Here is a 25548-nt window from a genome sequence, read left to right on the forward strand (position 1 = left end):
CCGTCGCGCGCTCGATGCGACGCGTCATCAGGTACGCGTACGGCGACTCGCCGTAGGCCAGCCGGAACTGGCGGCTGAGGTGCCCGGCGGACATGTTCACGCCGCGGGCGAGCGCCTCGACGTCCAGCGGCTGCGCGTACTCCCGGTCGATCCGGTCGCGGACGCGGCGCAGTCGCGCGAGGTCGCTCAGGCGCTGCGCCGCGGTGCGTGCGCGCCCCCACGAGGGGTGACACATGAGAGAACTCCTGTCATCGATGTCCGCGAGCACCTGGGTTACCTGCCGAGTAGGCGGCGAGGTGCTCGATGGCGATGACCGGCTTGCCGGAGTCGACGAGCCGGTCGAGCAGGCCGAGCAACTGCTCGACGGCGGCGGGATGGAGGCCGGTGGTCGGCTCGGCGAGGATGTAGACGCCGCCCCTTGTGGGCGGCCGGCGTGCGCGCCCCGGCCTCGGCGGCCGACATCGCGAGCACCTCTGCGGTGGTGCGGCCGCCGAGGGGGTGGTCGAGGACAGCGGCCTGGAAGCGCTGGCCGCCGTATTCTTCGCAGGTGGTCGCGACGCCGGCCATCATGGCCGAATCGATGACCGGACGGCTCAGCGAAGCTCCTGGATGCGGACCAGGTTGCCCGCGGGATCGCGGAAAGCGCAGTCGCGGATGCCGTACGGCTGCTCGGTCGGCTCCTGGACGACCTCGGCGTCGCCGGCCTGCACTTTCTCGAAGGTGCCGTCGAGGTCCCGGGTGGCCAGCAGGATCCAGCCGTAGGTGCCCTTGGCCATCATCTCGACGATGGTGCGGCGCTCGTCCTCGGTGACCCCAGGGTCGGCGGCCGGCGGCGCCAGGAGGATGGACGTGCCCGGCTGGTCGGCGGGGCCGACCGTGATCCAGCGCATCTTGCCGTTTCCGACGTCGCTGCGGACCTCGAAGCCGAGGCTGTCACGGTAGAAGGCCAGGGACGCGTCCGGGTCGTCATGCGGGAGGAAGCTCGTGTGAATGGTGATGTCCATGGCGATCATGCTAGGTGCGGCTCCGTGACCCGCGCTTCTCGATTCCTGATCGATCTGGCCACCTGTTTCGCCACACACGGTCGCATCCCCGCCGTCGCGCGCACCGCCTGGCGCCGCGTCGCCCGACTGTCCCCGCTCAAGCACAAGAACCTCAAAGGGCCGCTACAGCTTCAGCGCTTCCGTCCCGCGCGACGGGCTGCGGCCCTGCGCGACCCTGACACCGTCGACCTCGACGACGACGGCAGCGAGGAGTGACCGGCACCGGGCAGGTGATCGCCGAGGTACGGACTGCACAAGCGATGGCACAGGCTCCTCCTGCCCGGCGTCGGGGGGGCACGTCTCCGCAGCGGGTCGCAGCCCGATCTACGCCACGCAGAACTCGTTGCCTTCCGGGTCCTGCATGATCCACCAGTGCCCGGCAGGTCCCTTGTTGACCTCGCGGACGCGGGTTGACCCCAGGTCTTCCAGCCGGGCCACCAGCTTGTCGAGGCCGCCGGGCTCGCTGTGGACGTCCAAGTGCAGGCGGTTCTTGCCGGACTTGCCCTCGGGTACGTCCTGGAAGAGCAGCCGTCGCCCGTGGCCGACGCCACTGGTCTCGTCGAACGGGTCTTCGGGGTGACGGATCGCGGCGTAGCCGCGGAAGTTCTTGCGGCCGTGGTGCTCGATGACTGCATCCTCGCCGATGTGTCCGGCGGCCAGCAGACTCTCGATGAGGGCGCTGGGGTCTTCTACCTCGTAGTGCAGCGCCGCCGCCCAGAAGTCCGCGAGGGCGGGTGCGTTCGTGCTGTCGATGACGAGCTTCCAACTCAATGCCATGTAACCAATTAAATTGGTTACATGGACTCGTCCGCAACCAGAGGGCACTCCCGTACAGCGGATCCGCCCAGGCTCCGGCGAGCCGTGCCGGGACCAGATCACACGGCGGTCCCTGCGGCAGCGAGGCCACGGTACGGAAAGCGTCAACACGCAGCTGCGGCGACCAGCGCTTCTCTTCGATCAGGCCGTCCTGCTGGCGCAGGCTTACCGAAATGGCCCCGACCACCTGGCGCATGACCGACCCCCGGCACCCGTGCGCTACCGCGACCGGTCATCACCATGACACGCAGTGACTACGCAGAGCAGAGAGAGGTGGCACGTCCATCGCAACAAGGGAACGCCAGCACACCTGTGCGTCCAACTTTCCTGTCCCTTGGGCCAGACAGGGGCCACAAACACGTGGAACGGGCCATCAGAAACTAGACGCTACAAGACCGCCGAGCAGCAGTCCTGCAAGCGCCCCCACGATCATGAAGGGCCCGAAGGGGATCGCGGTCTTGCGGCCGGCGCGACGCAGGACGATGAGCCCGAGTCCGTACACCGAGCCGAGCAGAAAGCCGGCGAAGGCACCGGTGAAGAGCACCGCCCAGCCGTACCAGCCGAGGACGACGCCGAGCGAGAGGGCGAGTTTGACGTCGCCGAAGCCCATGCCGCCCGGGTGCACGAAAAAGAGCACGAAGTAGGCGGCGCCGAGGACGAGTCCGCCGAGCAGCGCCGCGGGCCAGGAACCCGCGTCGCCGGGGAGCAGCGCGGCGACCCCGAGGAGCGCGGCGGCCGCGGCGGCGAGTGGGAGGGTCAGCTGGTCGGGCAGTCGTTGGACGTTGCGGTCGACAAGGGCGAGCAGTACGGCGAAGGGCGTGAGCAGCAGCCAGACGGCGAGCTCGGGGCGCGGCCCGGTGGCGGCGGCGAGGGCGGCGCAGCTGACGGCGGTCACAAGGGGGACGAGGGAAACGAGACGCGGTGTGGGCGCTTCGGTGCCGCGGTTTGCCGCGGTCTGTTCCGTCTTCCGGGCGGGAACGGCCGCGGCGCAGTCCGCACACCGCGCCCCGCCGAGCCAGCCCCGCGCGGGCCCCGTGAACGCGTGCCCGGCGGGGCAGCTCTCGCGCCACGCCTCCTCCGGCTCGACGGAGAGCCGGTACGTGGCGCGCGGGACGAGCAGGCCCGCGGCGGCGCCCCAGATGGCGGCGACGGCGATCAGCGTGGCGTACACGGCAGCGAGCGTAAGCGGGACCGCGGGTGCGGTCATGGGCCCTGGGGCCCAATCCTGGCGATCCGGGGCCCACCGGCATGCGCCGGACGCTACCGTCTACGGCCATGGGTCGACGGCGTCAATGGCACAACGGCACGGGGACGTTGCGGATCGCCGACGCGTCGCCGGCTGACGCCTCGACGACTGACGCATCGTTGGCTGACGAGTCAGTGCCGGTGGAGATCGCGGCTACGTACGGGCCGCGGCGGCGCGGGCTGCTGGGGCGGGACGGGATCGAGGGCGCGATCCTGCTCACCCCGTGCAACAGCGTGCACACCTTCCGGATGCGCTTCACCATCGATGTGGCCTATCTGGACCGCGAGTTGAGAGTCGTCGACGTCCACACGATGAAGCCGGGCCGACTCGGCAGGCCGCGGCTGCGGGCACGGCATGTGCTGGAGGCGGAGGCCGGGGCGATGGCGGGCTGGGGCGTGCGCCCGGGCGTACAGCTGAGTATTGCGACCGCTACTTGAGCTTGGTGAGCTTGTTCGCCTGCGCGGTGAGCAGGGCGGGCGGAATCTGCGGGGTCTGCGGCCCTTCGAGGTTGGCGGTGTAGAAGGTGGCCAGCGTGCCGCCGGAGCGTACGACGTGGAAGACGAGAGGCACCGGCTCGCCCTCGTAGTCGCCGGTGACCTGATAGGCGAACGCGTCGTCCCCCACCTGCGCGGCGACAGGCAGCGACTTTGTGCCCCGGTACGTCGACGGCCCCTCGCCACCGCTCCCCTTGAAGCCCCCCTCGCACGCCTCGACGGCGGCGCGCAGCCGGCTGAGCGCGGTCGTGGCGCCCTGCACCCCGTGGGTGGTGAGGAATTCCGCGACGGCTGGGCGGTTGTCCTTGGCACCGGTGAGCCGGCGGTACGCGGAAGCCCGGGCGACGGGCTCGGGCCTGCCGTTGATGACGGCGGTGAGCGGGGCGCACTCGGTCTTGTCGGCCCTCTCGCCCTGGGGCGGCGGAGCGTCCATCGGTGCGACATCGAAGCCGGGCACGTCGCCCTTGGCGAGGATGGCTTTCTCCAACTGCGACTGGGAGAGGGCCTTGGGGGGCGAGGCGGCAGGTTGCGCGGAATCGGCGGGTGTGTCAGTCGCAGGGACGGGCGTCGCGGGGACGGGCGTCGCGGTGGCGGCCTTCCTCTGCCGGGGCTTGTCGGCGGTGTCGCTGTCGCCGCCCTCCCCGCCGCAGGCGGCCGTGAGCCCGATCGCGAGGGTCCAGGCCGCTGCCACCACTGCCGTACGCTGCCTCATCCGTGCCCCATCCCGCGTCCCGCTGCTGTGAAGCCGTCCCGTCGCCGCACGCTAACAACCGTGTTCGCGCCAGCGCATGGGCCCAGGGACCCAATCACGTCGCCTACGGCCTGCGCCGCGGCACCGCCCCGAGCGCGGGCCAGCGTTCGAGCATGCGTCGCCGCATCTCCGTACTGAGCCGACTCAGCCCGCCCAGTGCGTCGCTGCCCTCGGCCATCCCCGCGACGACCCCGAGCCGGTGCAGCAGCCGCTCGCGCGCGCTCACCGTCCCCCACTCCCAGTCCTTGTCCAGGAGCCGGGCCAGCCGGTCGACGGTCCCCCGGTGCGCGCGCTGGACCAGCGCGTCACCCCGGATCAGCCACCCCGCGCAGGCATCGGCGAGATCGCCCTCGACGTCCGTGCCTGTCGCCGCCCGCCAGGCGGTGCGGTACGCCGCTTCGGCCTGAGCCAGCAGGGGTTCGGGGGCGGCGGTCACACACCAGCAGGTCGGGAAGCCGATGCGCAGATATGCGAGTTCCATGAGCCCGTTGCCGAGGCTTGCCTGCTCGAAGTCGATGAAGCGGATTCCGTCGGCGGTGTGCAGATCGTTGCCGGGGCAGGGATCGCCGTGCAGCAGGGCCTGCCGCCCGCTCATCTTGCTCAGCCGCAGGGTGAGTTCGCCCAGCTCGCCCTCGGCTCCGACCGTGTCGTGGACCCCGAGTGCCCTCGCGAACGCCACAAAGGAGCCGACGTCGCCCGAATCGGGCCCGGCCCAGCGCGGCAGATCCGCCCCGTCCCCACCGGCCGCGTGCAGCCGGGCGAGCCCGGCCGCGTACTCGGCCTCCCACCCGTCACACGGCAGCCCGTGCTCGACGTACTCCAGCACCAGTACGCGCTCGTCGGCATCCACCCCGAGCACCCGTGGCACAACGGCCGGCTCAACCCGCCCGGCAAGCCGCAGCGCGGCCACCTCCCGCCCGTACCGCTCCGACGCCCCCGCGCCCGCCACGAGCTGCTTGACCACGGCGGGCGTACCGTCCGCCAGCTCGACCCGCCAGACCGCGGAACGCGGGCTGCTGTCGAGGAGCCGGGCACTGCGCGGCGTACCCAACTCGTCCCGCAGCCGCTCCCCGAAGGGCACCGGGTCCGACATCAGCCCTCCGCCCACGGAACAGGCCGCGGCCGACGACATCGCCACCACGCGCCGCTGCCTTCGCCCGGACTCGTGTGCGTACGGAACAGGTCGTCGAGCTGCTCCAATGCCGTACGGAAGGGCTGCACATACGCCTCCGGCAGCCGCGAGCCGAGCACTTCCAGCTCGTCGCGCGCAGCCAGGTCCTCCTCGTACAGATCCGCGCGATAATGCCCGGACGGCGCCCAGTCCCGTTCCAGCCGCCGCGCCAGCCGCTCCCAGATCACCAGCCCGACGCGGGCGGCGTCCGCCTCGCTTCCCGCGGAACTGTCCGGGACCGCCGCCGTGAACGCGTCGGTCACCGGAAGGTCGATGCGCTCCTCACGCAGGATCTCCGGCAGCACGGTCACCTCGGCTCCGGGCAGGTCCGCGACCGCGGCCTCGACGGCGTCGACGGTGTACGGATCCCCGTCCTCGTCCGGGTCTACCAGCCTGGCGCGCGTCACCAGACCGTCCGGGGTCACCGCCCAGTACGCGCTCGGCGGGAACGGCTCGGCCGGGTACAGCACGGTCGTCCCGCCCCGCACCGCGAGCCGGCGCGCCAGCTCGGGCTCGGTGAGCGCGGTGTTCAGAGCCGTCTCCTCCGCGACGTACACATCGAGCAGCAGACCGAGTCCGCCGCCGGGCAGCGGGGTGTACGCGCACAGCACGGGCGCGTCCCAGTTTTGCGTCTCCTGGTCCCCGTCCGCATCAGTCGCATCGACCTCGGAGGGACTCACACCCACGGCCCCGGCGAGGGCGGCCACCAGCGCGTCCGGTTCGAGCACACCCACCGTGAACAGGTCACCCGTCACGGGTACGTCCCGTCGTAGATCTTCTTGGCTTTCTCAACGATCTCTGGATTGTTCGCGAACCGCGGGTTCCTCGTCAACGCCGGCACGTCCGTTCTCCCACCCGCCCTGGCGATTTCTTTGAGTGCCGCGTACTCGTGCCGGTTCAGCTCCACGAGCCCGTCGCCCCCGATCGGGAATGTCCGGCCGTTCTCCTCGACCCCGTACTTGCGGCCATTGATCTCGTACGCGCTGCCGTTGTCGACGAGCTTCGCCTTGCCCTGAGCGATGGCCTTGATGTCGGCATCGATCTCCGCCTCGCGCCCCTTGAGGATGACGGTGTTCTTCTCCTTCACCATGCCGTTCTTCGCACCGGCGACGGTGTGACGCTTGTGCGGCGGCTTGAGCGTCTTCCCGGCGGCGGGCCCCCTGACGCCGGGATCTGCGGCCCACTCCTTGCAGGGATCGTTGTTGTGCACGAGGGCGTACGCGGACCCGATCCCCACGTAGTACGCGTGGACGCCGGAGACCGCCAGGTCGTGAGTGGTCTGCCGCTGGGTGTACCGGGAGACCGCGGTGACCTTGAGCGGAGTACCGTCCGGCAGGCGCAGTTCATCACCGGCCGCGATCCCACCCGCTTGTGCCCACCGCTGCTCGTCGGTGAGCCAGAAGGGGTGCGTATCCGTGGCCGTGACCGCGCCTACAGGGGTGCTCAGCCGGGTGAAGTGCTTGTCGTCGTACGTCGTGAAGGTGTGTGTGACCCGGCGCAGCGCCGTAACACCGTTCGCCGGATCGGTCGCCACGACCCGGTCCCCCACGCGTACCGCCTCGATCGGGACGCTGGGTCCGCCCGCGAGCAGGACTGGAGTGCCGGGCAGGAAGCTGTGGCTGACCGGACACGCGGTCGGCTTGTCCTTGTCTTTGGGGTTGTCCTTCTTCTCAGCGTCGAGCTTCCTCTTCGCGTCGGCGAGTTTGTCCTCGGCGTCCCCGACCCGCTTGCGGTTCTTGATGAGGCCCCTGAGACCGTCGTACAGATCCCCGCCATGCTTCTTGAGCTTTCTGACGAGCTCGACGGCTTTCTTCCACTTCCACGGCGCGCCGTACTTCGCGGCGAGTTTCCCGACCGCGCCGCCGACCAGGCTGAGGAGCACATTGACGAGCGTCTCGGTGCAGGCGCCCATGTCTCCCTTGGTGATGCAGTCGAGGGCGTCGGTGATGCCGAGCTCCTCGGCGAGGATCTTCGCGAGTTCCTTGGCGGCCTCCATGGCTTTGTCGCGATCGGACTTCTCGGCGGCCTGGGCGTTCTGAAGCTCTTTCAGGGCCTTCTCGTAGTCGAGCTGCGTTTGCGTCTTGCTGCCGTCACCTGGTCCGTCGTCGTCGGAGGCGGCGCGGCCGTCGCCCGGATTGCCGGGGCCGCGGTCGTCCGGGGCCTCGGGGTTACCACCGCCGCCGCAGTTCTCGCCGCCGGTGATCTTGCAGACCTGGGTACTGAACTCCTCGGCGATGGCCGGGCCGAGACCCGTTGCCAGCAGCGCCCCGACGATCGACACGACCACCGCGACCAGACCCACGTACTCGATCGCAGACTGGCCCGACTGGCCCGGCCGCCTCTTCCGCAGGCCCAGCAGCCGAGCCTGTGTGCGTGGCAGAGTCCGACGCACCTGACGGCGAATCCGACGCACAACCCCCTGTGGCGACATGGCCTCGACGGTAGGCCGCTGCCTGGCCGAGGTCATGGGCCCCCGGGCCCACCCGTGGTCCCAATTGGCACGCGGCCGTTGACTTATCCAGTCCGTCAGTGCTGATACGCCTGGGGCCGCGCGACGCGGCCCTGGTCGCCGCGGACTCCGCCCTGGCGCGCCGCACCATTCAGGGCGTACGGCACCCGGCCCTGGTCCATTTGCCGGAACTCGCCGAGGAGTTGTCCGCCTCCCGCCGGGGCGACGGTCGCGCCCGGGGGTGGCTGATGCTGACCGACGCCCGCTGCGGGTCCCCCCGCCGAGACCCTCGCCAGGCTGCACATACGAGGCGCAGTGCGCCGGAGCGGTATCGGAGGGAGAGAGGTAAAGGTCCTCCCCAGGTGTCAGCTCGGTGGCGGTTCCGATGAGTTCGCTCGCTACGAGGACGACGAGGTCGATGTACGAGTCCAGCCCGTGGGCGTGGAGGGCGGACCGGATGGCGGTGCGGGCGATGGCCGCGCTGTGGGGCTCACCGGGGATGGTGAGGCTGCACGACAGGGTCGAGTGCGGTAGGGCGGACCACCTGCTCCGACCTCAGGCAAGGGCCCGGCCGCAACGCGCATGCGGCCGGGTCAACCCTGCCAGGGCACCAACTTCGCCCGAAGGGCCTCGCGGCGGCCGATGGCCGTCCACGCGCCGAGCCCGAGCAGCAGCACCGTCCCCAGGCTGATCCCGGCGACGCCGACGGCTTTCAGCGTGGCGCTCTGAGTGCTGCCGTCCTCGACGCGGCCTTCCTGAGCCGCCTCCCGCCCCTCGTCCGTGATCCCGAAGCCTGCGGCCGTCGCGTCCCCGTCGTATGCCGGGCCCGGCTGTGGATCCCCCTCGACTCCGATGCGCAGGGTCATGGGGAGCGCACTGTCAACCCCCCGGTCGAGGGAGACCCGCACGTAGTACCAACCGGAGAAGCGCATCGCACTCGTAGCGGCCTGGGACGAGGAACGGTTCGCGAAAGCGGCAGGGGCAGTGCCCAGTGCCATCGCAGCCGGCATGCCCTGGTAGTTGGCGCTCGCGCTGCTCACGAACCCCCGCGCGGTGTTGAACAGAGCCATCCGGAGTCCGTCGATCACAAGGGGCGGCTGGGCGTTGACCGAATTTGCGAACTCCGCGTCGAGGAAAAGCTGTTGCCCCCATTCGACCGGAACCTTGTAGAAGCGACTTTCGCCGGGGCTCAGTTCGTCCTTCCACGCCCCTTGCCCCACCGCCGGAGCGTCGTTGAAGCCCCTGCCGCCGCTCACGCTCTTCGGCGTATCCGCGGACGGCTCGGGGGCCTGCGAACTCCAGGTCGACGGCGCCAACGGCAGCACTGTCCCCGCCTTCGGCCCGGGCTCCGACATGAACTTCAGCTCGATGGCCCAGCGGTGGGGGCCCGGACCGCCACCGGAGCCGATCCACTCAACGCTGTAGAGGTAGTCCCCTGCGCTCTGGCAGGCCCGGTTCGCCTCAATGCGACGGGTGGCGTAGTCGGCGATGGGGCGGGCGGTGCCGCCCTTGAACGTGACGTCGACGCTGTTACTGCATTTCACGCCGTCCGTGGACTCCAACGTGATCCGGATTCCCTCCATGGCTCCGATGACACTTCCGGGGGGCGGGGCGAGAACCGTCGAGACAAAGGCGTTGGACTCCGCGTCCAGTTCGACCCGGTAGTACTTCTTCTCACCCTCGGAGATCGTGTCGGTGTACGTACCCGGCGCGAGCCTCGGGCCGTCGGTGCTGGAGGCGGCACCGCGCACCGGCTTGGCGTCCGGGGCGGTTTTGTAGGGGACCATGCCTTCGGGCCCACCGGGAGGCGCTGCCGCCCCCACCGGGTTCGCGACCAGCATGAGCGCGCAGATGCCCAGCATGCTGACCGCTCCCGCTCTGCCACATGTCATTGCTCTGCTCCTCCGCACCGCACCAGTCTGCCCGCACAGGCGAGAGCCGGCCCGCGGCACACTGCGGACCGGCTCACATCCGGCCTCAACCCCTGGGGAAGGAGACCTCGACCCGACGGTTCTTCTTGCGGCCTTCTTCGGTCGCGTTGTTCGCGATGGGGAACTGCTCGCCGTACCCACGGATCTCGTATGTGATGCCCAGGGCGCTCAGTTGCTGCGACAGCACGCTGTGCACCGCGTCCGCGCGCTGTTTGGAGAGCACGTCGCCGTGCGCGGAGGAACCGAGGTCGTCGGTGAAGCCGAAGACTCGGACCTTCTTGGCGTCCTGGTTCTTGATCTCCGCGGCGATGGCGGCGATACGGGCATTGGCCGCGCTGGAGAGCTTCGCGCTGTCCTTGCCGAAGAGCACCTCGGCCTGGAGCGCGAACTTGATGTCGGAGTTGGTCTCCTCACGGCGTTCCTCGCCGCCGATCTCCTCGACGACCGACTTGATGTCGAGGACCTTGGGCTCGGCGAGGGTCGCCCCTTCAGGGAGCTTGAGGTCGGAGTCCTTGGGGTCGACCTCAACGGGGGCGGCCGCCGAGGGGGTGGGATACGGATCTTCATCGGCAAGGGCGTCGGCGGCACCCATGAGACTGAACGACAGGGCGCCGGCGAGGACGGTCACGGCCGTGCGCGCGCAGACACGCCCGGTGCGGGTGGTGGTGGCGCTCATCAGGAGAGCTCGATCGACGCGCTGGGGAACCCCGGGAACTGGAGGTCGACCTTGGTGGTCGTCTGCGGGGGCGCCGGGAACTGAGCAAAGAAGGAGAGGCTTTGGTTGGGCTTGATGTACCCGTCGTACGCGTATGTCGTCAGCGGGCGATTGTCGGTATCGCGCAGCACGTAGTAGCGCTTCCTGCCCTTGGAATCCACCAGCGTCATTCCCGCAAACGAGTGGCCTGTGGCAGCCACATCCTGCTCCAGCCCGTACCAACTGACGGGAACGGAGAACCCCGCGGAGCCGGTGTTCTTGAACTCTCCGTCCACAGTGAGGAAGCCGCCGTCGTCACGCTTTGCCGCGAATACGGACAGCTCCAGCCCGCTATCACCCTTGACCGTCGCGATCGGCTCGCTGGGCACGGGGTCAGAGGAAGTGGACCCCTTGTCGCCTCCCTGGGTGGGCTGGGGCGCCGTCGAAGCCGGCTCCTTGGATTCCGACCCGCCGCCGTCGCCACCGCAGGCGGTCAGCGAAAAGGTCAGGGCCGCCGACAGCAAGGCTGCCGCCCCGGCCCGGCGCATGGTCCTCACGTGTCGCATCGTCATCAGTCCTGTTCCTTCACGCTCGTTCGAGGTCAGTCCTCGGCCAGTCGGACGGTGAAGAGGTCCGCCATATCGGGAAGCAGATCCGGCTCTTCCGGATCGATGATCCAGTCCTTCGTGTCGCAGACGAGCTTGCCCGGGGACGGCCGATCGTCCCCGCCCCCCGGGGGCGCCGCCGAATCATCGGGCGCGAAGGTGCATCGGGGCTCCACCACGGCTGTGGCTGTGGCTTCCGCGTGCTGGGTCTCCGTGCCGTCGACAATGTTGTCGCCCATCGGCTTGCGGGACCGGGACACCACCGTGAAGCCCCACCGTCCGTCATCGAGCGCGTCACAGTCGAGGTTGTCGGCGTCGTTCCTGGCGGCGAAGCGTGCAGCCTCCCCGCAGCCGTCAGCGGCCCCGGCCGGATTCCCGTCGAGAAGTCCGCCGAGATCGTCGAGGAAGTCCTCCAGGTTCAACTGGTCCCGGGAATCCTGTGCGGCCGCCAGGGCAGCGGCGTCGGCTGCGGTCTGGGTGCCGCTGCGGGCGATGTCGGCCTGGCCGAACGCAAAGTACACGAGCGCAAAGAAGAGCAGGCCGACCACCGCTGTGATGTACAGCGGTGTGGCCTGCCCTGCGTCTGACCCAGCCGGCGGACCTACTGTCCGCCGCCACCACCGGCGCCCCCACCACCGGCGCCCCCACCACCGGCGCCGCCGCCCCCGCCGTTGAGGACCGAACGGATCTTCTCCGAGAACTTGCCTGCGATCTCGCCACCGAGGTTGGTCTGCAGCAGCAGGGCGACGATGGCCACCACCAGGATGGTGATGCCCACGTACTCGATCGCCCCCTGCCCCCTGTCCTTGCGGCTCTTGATGCCGTCGAGGACCGAGTCCCTCCAGCCGGCCGCATAAACCCTGACCCGTGTCGCGGCCTTCAGACCGATGTCCGTCATGACGTTCCCCTCCGGTTTCGGCCGGCTGTCGGCAGGCCGACGCGTACGACTCCTCGATGCCGTCCACGCTTCCGGCTTCCTCCTGGCCGGTCTCGCTTTCGACGGGAGAAACGTACGTCGGGGCCACATCCCCAGGCATGGGCCTCAGGGCCCAACTCGGGGCCCAATCCGAGTTCATGGGGTGGGCCCTGCGGGCCACGTGCGAGCAGGGGCTCTGCACACGCTCAGCCATGCTGCGCCGACCCCCCTCGCGCCATGCTGTGCCAGATGGCGATGGCTTCGCCGCGGCTGCCCGCATTCAACTTGGCGAAGATGCGGTTGATGTGGTTCTTGACGGTCTTCTGACTGATGAAGCAGGACGCGGCGATCTGCTGGTTGGTCATGCCGGACGCAATCAGTTCCATCACCTCCACCTCCCGCTGACTCAGCTCAGTGATCACTCCGCGCTGTCCGACGACTACACCGGGGCCCCGAGATGAATGTGCCACATTTGCTTGCGTAAGCGAAGACGCTTGAGCAAATTGTTCCGGCGAGGTGGGCTGGTGTCCGGGTCCGGTGAACGCCGTGCCCAGCCCGTCGGGCAGCGGCTGACCGCCTCCGTCGCCCGGGCCGTCCCGCCGCACCCTCGCCAGCAGTGCGCTGGAGGCGGAGTGCGTGAAGTGGACGCGGCCCATCTTGATGTCCCGTACCGCGGCGACGAGTTGGTCGGCGGTGAATTCACCGTGTACGAGATAGCCACCCGCGCCCAGGCGCAGGGCCTCGTGCACGATCTCGCTCTCCCTGCTGTACGTCATCATCAGCACCGGTGCCAGCCGCACCAGGTGGGGCAGCGCCGAGATGCCGTCCACGCCCGGCATCCGAACGTCCAGCAGAACGACGTCCGGGCGGTGTTGGACGGCCGCTTCATAGGCCTGGCGTCCGTCGGCCGCCTCCGCGACGACTTCCAGGTCGTCGCGGCCCTGCAGCAGAACGGTCAGCCCGGCGCGTACGACCGGGTTGTCGTCGGCGACGACAACCCGCAGAGGCGGGGCGGCCGGCACCGCGGCCGGTCCCGGCAGAGCGGGGAATTCTCCGGTGGTCACGGGCGGCGCGGAGGCCAGAGGGACACCCGTGGTGTGGTCGGAGCTGATCGGGGTGGCGTGCGAGGACGTGTGTTGCGAGACATGGGACTGCTGGGCCCAGTTCTGCCCCGAGCTGTGGGAGATGTCGTCCGGCATGCTGCAGCCTCCTCTCGGAAGGTGGGGACGGTTGGTTGGGTTGGAGCGGTGAGCCGGTCAGTGGAGCAGCGGGGTCCGGTGCTGCGTGGGCTGAGCGGGGATGCCGGGAACGAGCCGGAGTGCGGCCGCCGGCAGTTCCAGGCGGACTTCGGTGCCTTTCGCCGCCCGGCCCCTGCCGATCCGGATGCGGGCCCCGATGGAAGCGGCCCGCTCGACCATGCCGACCAGGCCGAAGTGGCCCGCCCGTCTGAGGTCGTCGAGGGTGATGCCGGGCGGAAGACCCCGCCCGTCGTCGTACACGCTGATCCTCAGTACGTCGCCGACGACACCCGCCGAGACGTCGAGACAGCTGGGGTGACCGTGCCGGTGGGCATTCTCCATGGCCTCGGTGGCGATGGTGAGGACCTGGCGGGCGACGGCGTGCGGCGCCGTCGGTACGGGAATGTCGCCGAGCCGGCGGAAGGTGGCCCGCATGCCGTACCGACGAGCGAAGTCCTCGGTTCTGGCGCGGAGTTCGGCCATGATGTCGACGACGCCGTCCAGGCCGGACTCGCGTCGCAGATCGGAGAGCAGCTCGCGGGACTCGGTCGCGGCGCGGCGGGCCGAGCGGGCCACCAGCTCGGCCTGGTGCTTGACGGTCAGCGGGTCCATCCGGTCGGCCGTGCCGGCCAGGCCTTCGGCCGCGAGCGCCAGGCCGTAAAGCGTCTTGGCGACGGAGTCGTGCATCTCGCGGGCGAGCCGGGCGCGTTCCTCCTCCACCGCGCTGTTGACGGCGAGGCGCGCGCGGGTCTCGGTCAGCGCCTGGGATGCGGCGCCGAATCCGAGCAGGAGGCTGCGGAGCGCGCTGCCCACGGCTCCCGCCATCACACACAGGCCCACCATCAGCAGCGCCGAGGCGTCCGCCTCGATCTTCTCGTTGATCGCGTAGGCGGCTGCAAGGAGCAGCGTCTGGAGCGGTGCGAAGATCGCGGCGCCACGCCACCCGTACACAAGTCCGGCGAGCAGCGGGGTGCAGAAGGTGACGTACGTCAGTGTGGAACCCGGCGAGGCCGAGAACAGCAGCAGCGCCCCGAACAGCATGTCGACGGCGAGCAGCGACGGGTGGCGCAGCAGCACGGGGCCGAACCGCTCCCAGTCGCGCAGCAGCACATAGGACACCATGACGGTAACGAGGACGGCCGCGCCCACGAGCCAGCTGCCAAGGCCACGGTCGACGCCCGAGAGCGCGAACGGGGCGGCGAGCGCGGTCATGGCGAGGCGGAAGCCGAACAGCTGCCGGCACAGCGCCTGCAGGGCGTTGACCTGGATCGGCAGCGACGGCACATGCCCAGGGGCACTCTCGGGAGCGCCCGCCTCGGAGCCACCGGTCAGTGCGGCCCTGGTCCGCCCGGTCCTGATTAATGCCGCCCTGGCCGGCCGTGGAGCCATGGCTCAGCCTCCGAAGATGTCGTTGAAGTTGACATTGGAGGCGTAGTAGAAGCCGACCACGATCAGGATCATCGTTCCGGGGAGCATGAAGCTGGTGACGATGAGCGTGGCCTTCGGGACAGCCTTGGCGGCCTTGCGGCGCGCGTTCTGGGCGTCGGTCCTGCGCATGTCGTTGGCGATCTGGATGAGGGTGTCGACGATCGGGGCGCCGAGCTCCTCACCCTGCTGCAGCGCGGAGACGAACATCGACACCTGGTCGGATTCATTGCGCTTGCGCAGCTGCTCGAAGGCGTCGCGCCTGCCTACGCCCATGTCCATCTGACGCAGGGTGATGCGAAGTTCGTCGGCCCAGGGACCTTCGTACTTCTCGGCGACGCGCTCCAGCGCCTGCCGGAAGCCGAGTCCGGCGGAGACGACGACGGCCAGGACGTCGAGGAAGTCGGGAAGGGTCCGCTCGATGTCGTCCTTACGCCTGCTGATGGCGGCGCGGATGAGGACGTCGGTCCAGACGAGGCCGTAGACGAGGAAGAGCACGGCGAACACGAACTGGCCGTTCATCAGCATGCCCAGGGCCACAAGGAAACCGAGGCCCCCGTATACGGCGCGGCGGGCGGCGTAGCGGTCGAGGGTCAGACCACCGGGGTTGCCCGCCATGTCCAGCTTCCGGCGGACGGCGTCGACTCGCTTGGGTCCCATCATCCGCAGCACATACGGCGCGTAGCGCATGCCGAGACGGTCTATGGCCGATCCGGTGGCTGTGGTGCGGCTGGCGCCGACCTCCAGGGCGATGGCGAGGTCGCCGGGAAGCTTGGCGTCGGCGCGATACATGCGTACGCCCTGGAAGGCTCCGTAGACGGCGAGTGAGATGACGGCCGCGAGCAGCAGTCCCATGGTGTGTTCCCTCCCTTCGGTGTGGGTCAGATACGGACGCGAGTGAGGCGGTTGATGAGGAAGAAACCGAGCGCGTAGAGAGCCACCGAGACGATCACGGCGAGCCTGCCGACCAGGGCGCTTGTCATGTCGTCGAGGGCGCCGGACCGCATTCCGTCGATAAGGAGCAAGAAGCCCACGCCGAGAACGGGAACGGCCACCGCCGTCACCTTGACCTGGGAGAGCAGGGTCGTGACCTCGCGGCGGGTCTCCTTGCGCTCCTCCAGGGTCTGGGTGAGGTTGCGCAGCGAGGAGACGATGGTGCCGCCCGCCCGGTTGGAGAGGATGAGAGTGGATACGAGGACGGTCAGCTCACGGGAGGGCAGCCGCTCGACGAGGTCGTTCAGCGCGTCGTCCAGAGAGCGGCCGATGGTCAGCTGATCGGCAACCCGCCGCAGCTCCTCCCTGGCCGGATCGTCCAGCTCGTCCACGGCCATGCTGATGGCGGTCCGCAGCGCGAGGCCGGCCTGAGTCGCATTGGCGAGTACGCGTGTGAGTTCGGGCAGCTGGTTGATGAACGCCTCGGTGCGCTTTTGGCGCTGCCAGTTGAGGAAGCCGCCTGCTCCCCAGACTCCGATGACGGCCGCGATGATCCCGAAGAAGGGCGCGAAGACCGAGCCGGCGATGAAGTACAGGGCGAGCAGTGCGCCGACCACGTAGACGAAGTACTCGCCCGGAGTCACATCGAGGCCGGTCGCCGAGATCTGGCGCTCGATCCGCTTCCCGAGGCGCGTTCTGCGCAGGCGTCGGTCGACGGTCCTGAAACGACGACGCCGGCCGCCCTCGATCGCGATCTGTCCTGTCTGCATCCGCTCCAGCAGGGCCTGCCGCTGGGCCTGGCCCGAGGAGTAGACATGCACCCCGACGACGGCGAGCACACAGCCGAGCAGGGTGACACCCATCGTCAGGAGCGGGAGGTTATCCATGTCGGGCGGGTCCTTCTGTGTGAGCGGGCGGACGGGGGCGGGGGTGGACTGCGAGCCGGTCAGGCCGTCGATGTGCGTGAGGCAAGCTGCTCCTCCGTGTGCGCGACGCCGAAGGCCGGGGGTATCGACTCGCTCGCCATGTAGAGGCGGTCGGCGATCCGGCGGGGCAGCGGGAAGTACACGAACTTCCCGTGGATACGGCCGTCCGCGGCCATGGGCCGGGCGTCGAAACGGCAGACCGTGACGATCCGGTAGTCCTCGCGGCCGTAGGAGTCGACGATGGCGATTTCGGTGATCTTGCGGGCGCCGTCGGCGTGCCTGGTGAGCTGCACGATGACGTCGACCGCGCTGTTGATCTGGTCGTGGATCGCCACAAAGGGGATCTCGACCTCGGACATGGAGCTGAGGGTCTGCAGACGCATCAGGGCGTCCTCGGCGCTGTTGGCGTGAACGGTGGCGAGCGAGCCGTCGTGGCCGGTCGACATCGCCTGGAGCATGTCCAGCGTTTCGCCGCCGCGGACCTCACCGACGATGATGCGGTCGGGCCGCATACGCAGGGAGTTGCGCACCAGGTCACGAATGGTGATCTGGCCCTTGCCCTCGACGTTGGCCGGCCGGCTCTCCAGCGTGATCACATGCGACTGCTGGAGCTGGAGCTCGGCCGAGTCCTCGATGGTGACGATGCGTTCGCCGTCCGGGATCAGTCCCGACAGGGCGTTGAGCAGGGTGGTCTTCCCAGTGCCGGTGGCGCCGGAGACGATCACATTGAACTTCGCGCGCACCAGGCCGGCCAGCAGCATCAGGATCTGCTCGTCCAGCGAGCCCAGGCCGATCATCTCCTGGAGGGTGAAAGCTCTGGGGAAGCGCCGGATGGTGAGGATCGGCCCTGTCAGCGAGAGCGGCGGAATGATGACGTTGACACGCTCGCCGCTGGGCAGGCGGGCGTCGACCATCGGATTCGCCTCGTCCACCCGACGGTTGACGGTGGAGACGATGCGTTCGATGGTCTGCATCAGCTGCTCGTTGGAGGAGAAGCGCATCGGGAGCAGCTCCAGCCGTCCGCTGCGCTCGACGAAGACCTGATCCGGTCCGTTCACCATGATTTCGCTGATGGAGGCGTCTTCGAGCAGCGGTTCGAGGATGCCGAGGCCGAGCGCCTCGTCGACGACCCTGCGGATGAGCTGGGAGCGCTCGACGGTGGACAGCACCGGGCCCTCGCGGCTGATGATGTGGCCCAGGACCCGCTCGAGGCGGGCCCGGCGCTCGGCCGCGGCGAGGGCCGACATCTCGGCGAGGTCGATCTCCTCGAGCAGCTTGACGCGGTAGACCCCCACAAGCCGGCTCTCCTCGCTGTGCCCGGTCGTCGGCTCGGGGTTGTTGATGCGCGCCCGCAGGCTCATGGGTTCAACTCCCTCGTACGGCTTGCCTGGTGCAGCCGGTCAGTCGCGGGGCATGGTGGCGCTCTTGGTGGTGGTGAAGTCGAAGCCCGGGACGAGGAAGGGAATCCCGACTGTGGCGGTGATCTTGATCTCGTCACCCTCCTCGGCCTTGTCGAAGTCGGCGTCGAGCCAGGAACTCATCGACGCCCGGCCCGCCTCCTCGTAGCCGATCCGGGCCTGGTCCTGCGAGGCCACCCGGGCCGCGGCCCGCGCCGCCGTGCCCGCCTGCTGCGCGGCGTACACGGCCAGCCCGACCTGGACCGCGATCAGCGCCACCAGGAGCAGCAGGACGAGCCAGCCTCCGTACTCGATGACCGCCTGGCCCCTGTCCCGCCGCATTGCCTGCTTCCGCATCACTCACTTCCTCTCCGTCGCGGCGGCGGCGCGGCCGGGGACAGTGATGGGGAGGTTGAAGGCCCCCGGGAAGAGCAGCGGCACTTCGAGGTCGGCCTCCGCCTTGAGCAGATCGCCGTCCGGCCGGCAGGAGATCCGGTACGACCAGCTGCCGGGCATGTCTTCCTGCCCGGCCTGATTGCATGCCGCGTTGCGGTTCCCGTCGGTCACCGCTCCCGCGCTCGCAGCCTTGTCTGCCGCGTTCCCCGCGAGTACGAAGGTGTAGCCGACGAGCGCGGCCTGCCACAGCAGGACCATCGTCACCAGAAGGATCGGGACCATGCCCGTGAATTCGATGACGGACTGGCCCCGGTCACCGCGCAGACGCGGATCTCGGTAAAGCGCGCGTACTCCTGGACCCGTCATGGCTCAACGTTCCCCCTCACCCTCAGCCGTGTGTCTCTTCACTTCGCACGCCCCTGGCGGCGGCCGCCGCCGAGCGAACCGCGGTCCTGGCGGAACCTGCTCTGCTTCTCGGCGGTGGCGTTCTTCACCAGCCCCAACTCCCCCGCCAGTGCCCACAGTGCTTGTTTCACCGTGGACTTGGACTCCAAATCCTGCAACCGGCCCGCATCGACGACCCCTTGAAGTTCCTTGAAGTTGGCGGGGACCGAGACCCTGGCCACCCGGGTGGAAGTGATCTTCTCGACCAGTGCGGGCTGGATCTCCGTATTGCGCGTATGGCGGTTGACGACGGTGACGGTCTCCTCCGCCTTGCGGATCTGGAGCCGGTCCCAGAGCCGGACCATGCGCTTGGTGGCCCGGACGGTCACCACGTCCGGCGTGGTCAGCAGCAGTGTGGTGTCCGCCATCTCGATGGCGGCGGCGTTGGCCGTGTTCAGATGCGTGCCGCAGTCGATGACGACGATCTCGTAGCGGTGGCGCAGCGCGCTGACGATCTGGCGGACAAGCCGGTCGCTGACCTCCTCGCCCCGTTCGCCCTCGTCCGGCGCGAGCAGCAGCCCGAGGCCGGTGTCATGGCTGAAGAGCGCGTCCTGCAGCACGCGGGGGGAGATGTCCTGGATTGCGGTCAGGTCCACGATGGACCGGCGGTACTGCACATCCAGGTACGAGGCCACATCGCCGCCCTGCAGGTCCAGGTCGACAAGCGCGACGGTGTGGCCGGATGCCTGGGCGGCGAGCGCGAGCTGGATCGCGGTCACCGTGGTGCCGACCCCGCCCTTCGCGCCGCTGACTGTGACGACGGTGCCGCCGGGGCCCGTGAAGGCATCGGCTCCCTGGCCCAGGTGACGGCGTACACCGACGGACCAGCCGGCCGCCGCCTGGACACGCTGAGCCAACTCCTCGTACGACAGCGGTAGTCCCACCAGGCCACGGGCGCCGGAATCCATCGCCGCCGAGTAGAGGCCGGGGCTTGTGTCAGCGGTGATCAGGACGACTCCGACGGCCGGAAAGCGCAGCGCCACCTCCCGGATCAGCTCGAGGGCCGGGACCGGCCCGATCCGCTCATGGACCAGCACAACCTCGGGCAGTTCGTCGAGCGATTCGCCCGCCAGCCTGGCCAGGAGGTCGAGCAGCGAGGTCGAGTCACCGACCGGCGAGGCCGGTTCGGCGTCCGGGAGCTGGCTGAGGAGGGTGGTAATGGATCGGGAGGCGTCGGCGTCACCGACGGCCGGGAGGATGCGTGTCGTCATCCGGCCCTCACTTGTTCTTGTCTTCGGAGAGGTCGTAGCTGCCGTCGCCCGGGCGCAGTGTGGTGGGGCTGCCGTCGGGAACCAAAGCAAGGCGTACGTGCTCGGCGAAGGACTCGGCGTAGGCGACGCGCTGGGCATCCGTGGTGTTGAGGGCGAAGGTGATCGGCACGGCCTCGGTGGGGCCGTTGTCGCCGTTGCCCTTCTTCGGGTCGAGAGCGGTGAGCTCGCCGACGTCCAGCACCTTGGCATTGGCGACGATGATCCGGGACTGGTCCACCTCGGAGTCGTTCTGCGCGGCGAAGGTGGCGAAGATATTGACCAGCTTGCCGGGCCTGATCTTGCCCGCGACTCCGGTCGCCGCATCGATCATGATCGCGATCTCCTGCTGGCCGCTCTCCAGGCTCGGGCGCTTCACGATCATGTCGTCCTGGAGCAGGGATCCTCTGCGGAGCTGGGTGACGGCGATCTTTCCGTTGATCACGTCGAGATCGGTCACCGCGCTCCGGGAGAGCCAGCGCTTGGGCATGGTGATCTTCTCGAACTGGCCCGGTGCCAGGGGCGTATAGGGCGCGACATCAGTCTTGACCCGGTAGGCGGCAACCTCGGGCCCGACCTTTGAATTCACATCGCTGATCACCGAAAGCACGCCGGCGAACGCGCCGAAGGCGCACAGAACCGAGAGAAGCAGAAGTATGACGCCGCGGCGCTGCCGTGAATTCATGGGCGGGACAACCTCGTTCTCAGACGTGGACTTGACGGAGCGGACAGGGAGAGCGGAGCGGGTTGGTGCACGCTTTCGACTGGCCGCCGCGGCCCGTGCGGACTGCCTGGCCGGCGGCTCACGACCTTTCGTGCGTAGGTGTTCCTCAGTTCGGGACACCGGGCGCGCGAGTCTGGTTCTCGACGAACGAGAGGGGGGACAGGCAGAACCCGCAGCGATCACCGATCAGTTGAATACCGCACCAGGAGCACACCTCTCGCCGTACGGACGAAACCAATTGATAAAGAACAGAGATGTCCGGAATGAAGGCGGCGAATTCGATCACCTTGGCCGTTCCCCACCAGCGGGGGGATTCGGCGGGCAGCGTGGATTCCCGCACATTCTGAACCCGCCAGGCGGGCGCGAGAGTCCCCGTCACCCAGTCCGACTGCAACTGGCCCCTCGCCACGATCAGTTGCGTACTGAATTCGGGCCCCGCCAGATCTCCGCTGCCGATCTTGACGAGCTGCGGACGGGGATTGGCCAGCACGCCGAACTGGGAGCCCGGCACCCAGGACTTGGCATGGGACTTCAGGCTCACGGGGACCCGGTCGAGTTTGGTGACCGAGCTGAGCAGTGCACCCGCGTAGACATAATGGGAGAGCAGCCGGGCCGCGGATGCGACGACTCCCGCGCTGAAGTCACAGATCGACAGCTGCCGCATTTGACGGACCAGCACGGCGATGCCCAGGGGCGGCAGATCGAGCTTGAGGAGGGCGATGCGATCACTCTCCAGAACGGAACGGATCACGTGCAGCCGGCGCTCGTGGACCGCGGGAATGGATGCGGGATAGAGGGCGATCACATACCCGTGCTGCTCCAGCAGGACGGTCATGTCGGCGAGGGCGGCGTCCAGAGGCTGCGCTTCGGGCGAATGCAGCAGCGCCGCGGCGGGCGTCTGCTGGTCGGTCGGTGGCAGCACCAGATCTGCGCTGGTGACAGCTATCGCGGTCGGCACGCTGGTTCCCCGTTCGCCCCGGCCGCCGGAGTCCCGACGCCCGTAGATCCCTACTGCTCCGTGCTCCTGCTCCAGCACTTTATCCACGTCCAAGGAGGCGGAGAACACCTTTCAGAACCGAGAGCTGCAACGTGCACACGCTGCGCACAGGCAAATTCGGGCGAAGCGGCCATCTGTTAACTCCCGTTACCTCCCGATGAATTCGGCGGCGCTGGGCTCGACTCCGGGCTCCCGTGTGGGCGCACGGCCCCACGCCGGGCGAGACCGGCCGGGCGGGAGCCCTGAGCGCCTGCACCCTGCCCTGCGTATACGAATCGTCGCCACAGGTCTTGACAACCCTATTGGTCTGGACCAGTTTGTACGCCCAGCGGTGGCCACCGTTCCTGTACCCCTCCACACCCCCCAACTCCCCCACCGGAGGCAGCAAGTGGACCGCACCACACGCTCACGGAGATGGTTCGGCGGAGCGCTGGCGCTCGCCGTCGGGACCGGTCTCACCCTCATGGGCACCACAGGGACCGCGCAGGCCGCCGACGTCAATGTCGCCAAGAACGCCGGCTTCGAGTCCGGGCTCACCAACTGGACCTGTTCCGGCGGCAGCGGCGCCACCACCTCCTCCCCCGTGCACGGTGGCACCTCCGCCCTCAAGGCGACACCGGCCGGGCAGGACAACGCCAAGTGCACGCAGACCGTGGCCGTCAAGCCCAACTCGACCTACACGCTCAGCGCCTGGGTGCAGGGCGGCTACACCTACCTCGGCACGACCGGCACCGGCACCACCGACGTCTCCACCTGGACGCCGGACTCCTCCGGCTGGAAGCAACTGACCACCCGCTTCACCACCGGCGCGAGCACCACCTCCGTCACCGTGTACACGCACGGCTGGTACGGCCAGGCCGCGTACTACGCCGACGATGTGAGCGTCTTCGGTCCGGACGGTGGCGGCGGCGGTGACCCCGACCCGGTGGTTCCGTCCACGCCCGCCGGGCTGAGCGCCGGGTCCGTGACCTCGTCGTCCGTGGCCCTGTCCTGGAGCCCGGTGTCGGGCGCGACGGGCTACAACCTCTACCAGAACGGCGCCAAGATGCAGTCGGTGACCGGGGCCTCGGCCACCGCGACCGGACTGAGCGCCTCCACCTCGTACCAGTTCCAGGTGACCGCGACCAACGCGGCCGGTGAATCCGCGAAGTCCGCGGCGGTGACCGGTACCACCTCGGGCTCCGGCGGCGGGGGCGGAGGGACCGTGCCCAAGCACGCGGTGACCGGCTACTGGCAGAACTTCAACAACGGCGCCACCGTCCAGAAGATCAGCGATGTGCCCGCCAACTACGACATCATCGCGGTCTCCTTCGCCGACGCGACCGGCACACCGGGCGGTGTCACCTTCAACCTCGACTCGGCCGGGCTCGGCGGCTACACCGTCGACCAGTTCAAGACCGATATCAAGGCCAAGCAGGCAGCCGGCAAGTCCGTGATCATCTCGATCGGCGGCCAGAACGGCACCGTGGCGATCAATGACCCGGCCTCCGCCACGAACTTCGCCAACTCCGTCTACTCACTGATGCAGACGTACGGCTTCGACGGCGTCGACATCGACCTGGAGAACGGCCTCAACTCCACCTACATGACGCAGGCCCTGCGCTCGCTGTCGTCGAAGGCGGGCTCGAAGCTCGTCATCACGATGGCGCCGCAGACCATCGACATGCAGTCGACCTCGAACGAGTACTTCAAGACGGCGCTCAACATCAAGGACATCCTGACCGTCGTCAACATGCAGTACTACAACAGCGGTTCGATGCTCGGTTGCGACGGCAAGGTCTACTCGCAGGGCTCGGTGGACTTCCTCACCGCGCTCGCCTGCATCCAGCTGGAGGGGGGGCTCGCGCCGTCCCAGGTCGGGCTCGGTCTGCCGGCCTCGACCAGCGGTGCGGGCAGCGGCTATGTATCCCCCACGATCGTGAACAACGCCCTGGACTGCCTGGCCCGGGGCACGAACTGCGGGTCGTTCAAGCCGTCCAAGACGTACCCCTCGCTGCGCGGTGCGATGACCTGGTCCACGAACTGGGACGCGAAGTCGGGCAACGCCTGGTCGAACGCGGTGGGGCCGCACGTACACGGCCTCCCGTAGAACGCCGTAGTACGAGAGTGACTCAGCAGCGCCGCCGCTCCCCCGGCGGCGCTGCTGACCGCACCAAGCCGTATGGATCCGCCGTACGACTGGCGAGAGTGGTCAGAAGAACTCGGCCCACGGCTGGTCGGCGATCTGCTTCACACACAGCACCAGAAACAGCAGGCCCGCGATGACCAGCATCGCGTTACTGAGGATGCCGTTGCGCCATTCCCTCGGCGTACGCCCGGAGTTGAGCAGCCAGACCAGTGTCAGGGCCAGGAACGGCATGAAGGCGGCGCCCAGCACTCCGTAGATGATCACCAGTCGGAACGGCTGGCCCAGGAACAGCAGGATCATCGGCGGGAAGGTCAGCCACAGCAGATACGCCCGGAACGGCACCGACTTCTCACGGGCGCCCGAGGCCACCTCCTCGCCGGTGACTGCCTGCTCACCCGCGCCCGCGCGGTCCTTGCGGTAGCGCTCGACGAAGTCCGCGAACATCAGGCTCACGCCGTGCCATACGCCGATCAGCGAGGTGAAGGACGTGGCGAAGAAGCCGATGAGGAACAGCTTGGCGGTCGCGTCGCCGTACTCCTTCTCCAGAATGTCGCCGAGCTGGATCAGGCCCTTGTCGCCGCTTGCGATGGCGACGCCCGCGGAGTGCAGCAACTCGGCGCCGACGAACAGCATCGCGACGACGAAGATGCCGGTGGTGAGGTACGCGACGCGGTTGTCGAAGCGCATCACCTTCATCCAGCCGGCGTTGGTCCAGCCCTTGGCATTGACCCAGTATCCGTACGCGGCAAGGGTGATGGTGCCGCCGACGCCGCCGATCAGGCCGAGGGTGTTGAGGATCGAGTCCTTCTCGTCGGGGAGGACCGGCAGCAGTCCGGCGAAGGCGTCGCCGAGGTTCGGCGTGACCCGGATCGCCAGATAGACGGTGACCACGAACATCACGCCGACCAGGACCGTCATGACCTTTTCGAAGACGTCGTACTTGTTGAACCAGACGAAGACCAGGCCGACGACGCCGGTCAGCATCGCCCACCCCTTCAGTCCCATGACGTCGGGGAAGAGCGCCTGGAGGGGCAGGCCGCTGGAGGACATGGCCGCGGCTCCGTACACGAAGCCCCAGACGACGACGTAGACAACGAAGAACCAGGTGGTCCATCGGCCGAGGCTGGCCCAGCCGTCGAAGAGCGTGCGCCCGGTGGACAGATGCCAGCGACCGGCCGCCTCGGCGAGGGAGATCTTGACGACACAGCCGATCACGGCGGCCCACAGGAGTGTGTAGCCGAAGTTGCTGCCGGCGATGAGCGTGGCGACGAGGTCACCCGCTCCGACACCGGTCGCCGCGACGACGATTCCGGGACCGATGTATTTCCAGCTCGACTTGCGCGGACGGGAAATGGACTCGTCAGTACTGCTTTCGGTGGTGCCTGCCATGAGCTTGGCCGCCTTCCCACTCGTCCCAGGATGTGACTGGGGTCACCAAAGCGGGGCGAGAACGATCGCGCAAGAGGGTCGGCGGCACCGAATCGCCTCCGCCCGGGTGAAGGAGCGTGACCGTACGAGGCCGAGTCGGCCTCGACCTCGCCGAGATTGCGGTCCGCGACACGCGTGTCGGTTCGTTC

The 25548-nt window shown here is 68.7% G+C and carries 26 protein-coding genes and 2 pseudogenes; 3 read left to right on the forward strand and 25 right to left on the reverse strand.

The annotated features are described in order from the left end of the window. The 3 genes and pseudogenes from ACWDO5_RS20430 to ACWDO5_RS20440 all read right to left on the reverse strand — a co-directional run. The coding region (locus tag ACWDO5_RS20430) for an AraC family transcriptional regulator (RefSeq protein ID WP_450531746.1) at positions 1–235 on the reverse strand (235 nt) is incomplete at its 3' end. Positions 236–278: 43 nt separating this feature from the next. Then, positions 279–579, reverse strand: a pseudogene (locus ACWDO5_RS20435) (excinuclease ABC subunit UvrA); the annotation flags it as partial. Between the two features lie 14 nt (positions 580–593). After that, the gene (locus tag ACWDO5_RS20440) at positions 594–1004 is read right to left on the reverse strand and encodes a VOC family protein (protein ID WP_450531747.1); all 411 of its coding nucleotides are present in this window, start codon (positions 1002–1004) and stop codon (positions 594–596) included. 24 nt (positions 1005–1028) lie between these two features. Here ACWDO5_RS20440 and ACWDO5_RS20445 point away from each other — a divergent pair, with 24 nt between their 5' ends. Continuing rightward, the gene (locus ACWDO5_RS20445; RefSeq protein ID WP_450531748.1) at positions 1029–1259 is read left to right on the forward strand and encodes a hypothetical protein; all 231 of its coding nucleotides are present in this window, start codon (positions 1029–1031) and stop codon (positions 1257–1259) included. 108 nt (positions 1260–1367) lie between these two features. On the opposite strand, the gene ACWDO5_RS20450 is transcribed toward ACWDO5_RS20445, so the two are convergent. Both ACWDO5_RS20450 and ACWDO5_RS20455 read right to left on the reverse strand, forming a co-directional pair. Then, positions 1368–1820: a VOC family protein gene (locus tag ACWDO5_RS20450; protein WP_450531749.1), complete on the reverse strand. Its 453-nt coding sequence runs from the start codon at positions 1818–1820 to the stop codon at positions 1368–1370. Positions 1821–2232: 412 nt separating this feature from the next. After that, the gene (locus ACWDO5_RS20455; RefSeq protein WP_450531750.1) at positions 2233–3030 is read right to left on the reverse strand and encodes a prepilin peptidase; all 798 of its coding nucleotides are present in this window, start codon (positions 3028–3030) and stop codon (positions 2233–2235) included. A gap of 104 nt (positions 3031–3134) precedes the next feature. Here ACWDO5_RS20455 and ACWDO5_RS20460 point away from each other — a divergent pair, with 104 nt between their 5' ends. Continuing rightward, the gene (locus ACWDO5_RS20460) at positions 3135–3542 is read left to right on the forward strand and encodes a DUF192 domain-containing protein (protein WP_450531751.1); all 408 of its coding nucleotides are present in this window, start codon (positions 3135–3137) and stop codon (positions 3540–3542) included. On the opposite strand, the gene ACWDO5_RS20465 is transcribed toward ACWDO5_RS20460, so the two are convergent. From ACWDO5_RS20465 to ACWDO5_RS20555, 19 genes and pseudogenes are all read right to left on the reverse strand, one after another. Next, a complete protein-coding gene (locus ACWDO5_RS20465) occupies positions 3535–4311 on the reverse strand; it encodes a hypothetical protein (RefSeq protein WP_450531752.1) in 777 nt (258 codons plus the stop codon). The two genes, ACWDO5_RS20460 and ACWDO5_RS20465, sit on opposite strands and share 8 nt — an antisense overlap. A gap of 103 nt (positions 4312–4414) precedes the next feature. After that, positions 4415–5443 carry a phosphotransferase gene (locus ACWDO5_RS20470; protein WP_450531753.1) on the reverse strand — a complete coding sequence of 343 codons (1029 nt, stop codon included), beginning with the start codon at positions 5441–5443 and terminating at the stop codon, positions 4415–4417. Beyond that, complete coding sequence (locus ACWDO5_RS20475; RefSeq protein ID WP_450531754.1) at positions 5443–6276, reverse strand: hypothetical protein; 834 nt, start codon at positions 6274–6276, stop codon at positions 5443–5445. Before ACWDO5_RS20475 ends, ACWDO5_RS20470 begins: the two co-directional genes overlap by 1 nt. Next, the gene (locus ACWDO5_RS20480; RefSeq protein ID WP_450531755.1) at positions 6273–7823 is read right to left on the reverse strand and encodes a polymorphic toxin-type HINT domain-containing protein; all 1551 of its coding nucleotides are present in this window, start codon (positions 7821–7823) and stop codon (positions 6273–6275) included. The genes ACWDO5_RS20475 and ACWDO5_RS20480 overlap by 4 nt, the downstream gene beginning before the upstream one ends. Positions 7824–8563: 740 nt before the next feature. After that, a complete protein-coding gene (locus tag ACWDO5_RS20485) occupies positions 8564–9862 on the reverse strand; it encodes a hypothetical protein (RefSeq protein WP_450531756.1) in 1299 nt (432 codons plus the stop codon). A gap of 85 nt (positions 9863–9947) precedes the next feature. Continuing rightward, complete coding sequence (locus tag ACWDO5_RS20490) at positions 9948–10577, reverse strand: OmpA family protein (protein ID WP_450531757.1); 630 nt, start codon at positions 10575–10577, stop codon at positions 9948–9950. Beyond that, positions 10577–11167, reverse strand: a complete 591-nt coding sequence (locus ACWDO5_RS20495; RefSeq protein WP_450531758.1) for a hypothetical protein — start codon at positions 11165–11167, stop codon at positions 10577–10579. Before ACWDO5_RS20495 ends, ACWDO5_RS20490 begins: the two co-directional genes overlap by 1 nt. A 29-nt stretch (positions 11168–11196) precedes the next feature. Then, positions 11197–11766: pseudogene (locus ACWDO5_RS20500) on the reverse strand (pilus assembly protein TadG-related protein); the annotation flags it as partial. A 35-nt stretch (positions 11767–11801) separates the two neighbouring features. Beyond that, entirely contained in the window at positions 11802–12098 is a 297-nt protein-coding gene (locus ACWDO5_RS20505) for a hypothetical protein (protein WP_450531784.1), read from the reverse strand. Between the two features lie 224 nt (positions 12099–12322). Beyond that, entirely contained in the window at positions 12323–13315 is a 993-nt protein-coding gene (locus ACWDO5_RS20510) for a response regulator (RefSeq protein ID WP_450531759.1), read from the reverse strand. Positions 13316–13372: 57 nt separating this feature from the next. After that, positions 13373–14743, reverse strand: coding sequence for a sensor histidine kinase (locus tag ACWDO5_RS20515; RefSeq protein ID WP_450531760.1), 1371 nt, complete (start codon positions 14741–14743; stop codon positions 13373–13375). A 3-nt stretch (positions 14744–14746) separates the two neighbouring features. Continuing rightward, entirely contained in the window at positions 14747–15634 is an 888-nt protein-coding gene (locus ACWDO5_RS20520; protein WP_450531761.1) for a DUF5936 domain-containing protein, read from the reverse strand. 26 nt (positions 15635–15660) lie between these two features. Further along, positions 15661–16599, reverse strand: coding sequence for a type II secretion system F family protein (locus ACWDO5_RS20525; protein WP_450531762.1), 939 nt, complete (start codon positions 16597–16599; stop codon positions 15661–15663). A gap of 59 nt (positions 16600–16658) precedes the next feature. Further along, a complete protein-coding gene (locus tag ACWDO5_RS20530) occupies positions 16659–17999 on the reverse strand; it encodes a CpaF family protein (protein WP_450531763.1) in 1341 nt (446 codons plus the stop codon). Positions 18000–18038: 39 nt separating this feature from the next. Then, entirely contained in the window at positions 18039–18392 is a 354-nt protein-coding gene (locus ACWDO5_RS20535; RefSeq protein ID WP_450531764.1) for a TadE/TadG family type IV pilus assembly protein, read from the reverse strand. A 3-nt stretch (positions 18393–18395) separates the two neighbouring features. Next, a complete protein-coding gene (locus ACWDO5_RS20540; protein ID WP_450531765.1) occupies positions 18396–18797 on the reverse strand; it encodes a pilus assembly protein in 402 nt (133 codons plus the stop codon). A 38-nt stretch (positions 18798–18835) separates the two neighbouring features. Next, positions 18836–20086 carry an AAA family ATPase gene (locus ACWDO5_RS20545; protein ID WP_450531766.1) on the reverse strand — a complete coding sequence of 417 codons (1251 nt, stop codon included), beginning with the start codon at positions 20084–20086 and terminating at the stop codon, positions 18836–18838. A 7-nt stretch (positions 20087–20093) separates the two neighbouring features. Continuing rightward, the gene (cpaB, locus tag ACWDO5_RS20550) at positions 20094–20807 is read right to left on the reverse strand and encodes a Flp pilus assembly protein CpaB (protein ID WP_450531767.1); all 714 of its coding nucleotides are present in this window, start codon (positions 20805–20807) and stop codon (positions 20094–20096) included. A gap of 145 nt (positions 20808–20952) precedes the next feature. Next, positions 20953–21804: a hypothetical protein gene (locus ACWDO5_RS20555; protein ID WP_450531781.1), complete on the reverse strand. Its 852-nt coding sequence runs from the start codon at positions 21802–21804 to the stop codon at positions 20953–20955. A gap of 469 nt (positions 21805–22273) precedes the next feature. On the opposite strand from ACWDO5_RS20555, the gene ACWDO5_RS20560 reads away from it, so the two are divergent. Then, complete coding sequence (locus ACWDO5_RS20560; protein WP_450531782.1) at positions 22274–23932, forward strand: chitinase; 1659 nt, start codon at positions 22274–22276, stop codon at positions 23930–23932. Between the two features lie 102 nt (positions 23933–24034). Here ACWDO5_RS20560 and ACWDO5_RS20565 read toward each other — a convergent pair whose 3' ends face one another. After that, positions 24035–25360, reverse strand: coding sequence for an Nramp family divalent metal transporter (locus ACWDO5_RS20565; RefSeq protein ID WP_450531768.1), 1326 nt, complete (start codon positions 25358–25360; stop codon positions 24035–24037). Positions 25361–25548: the final 188 nt, after the last annotated feature.

The organism is Streptomyces sp. NPDC000880, assembly GCF_053599675.1.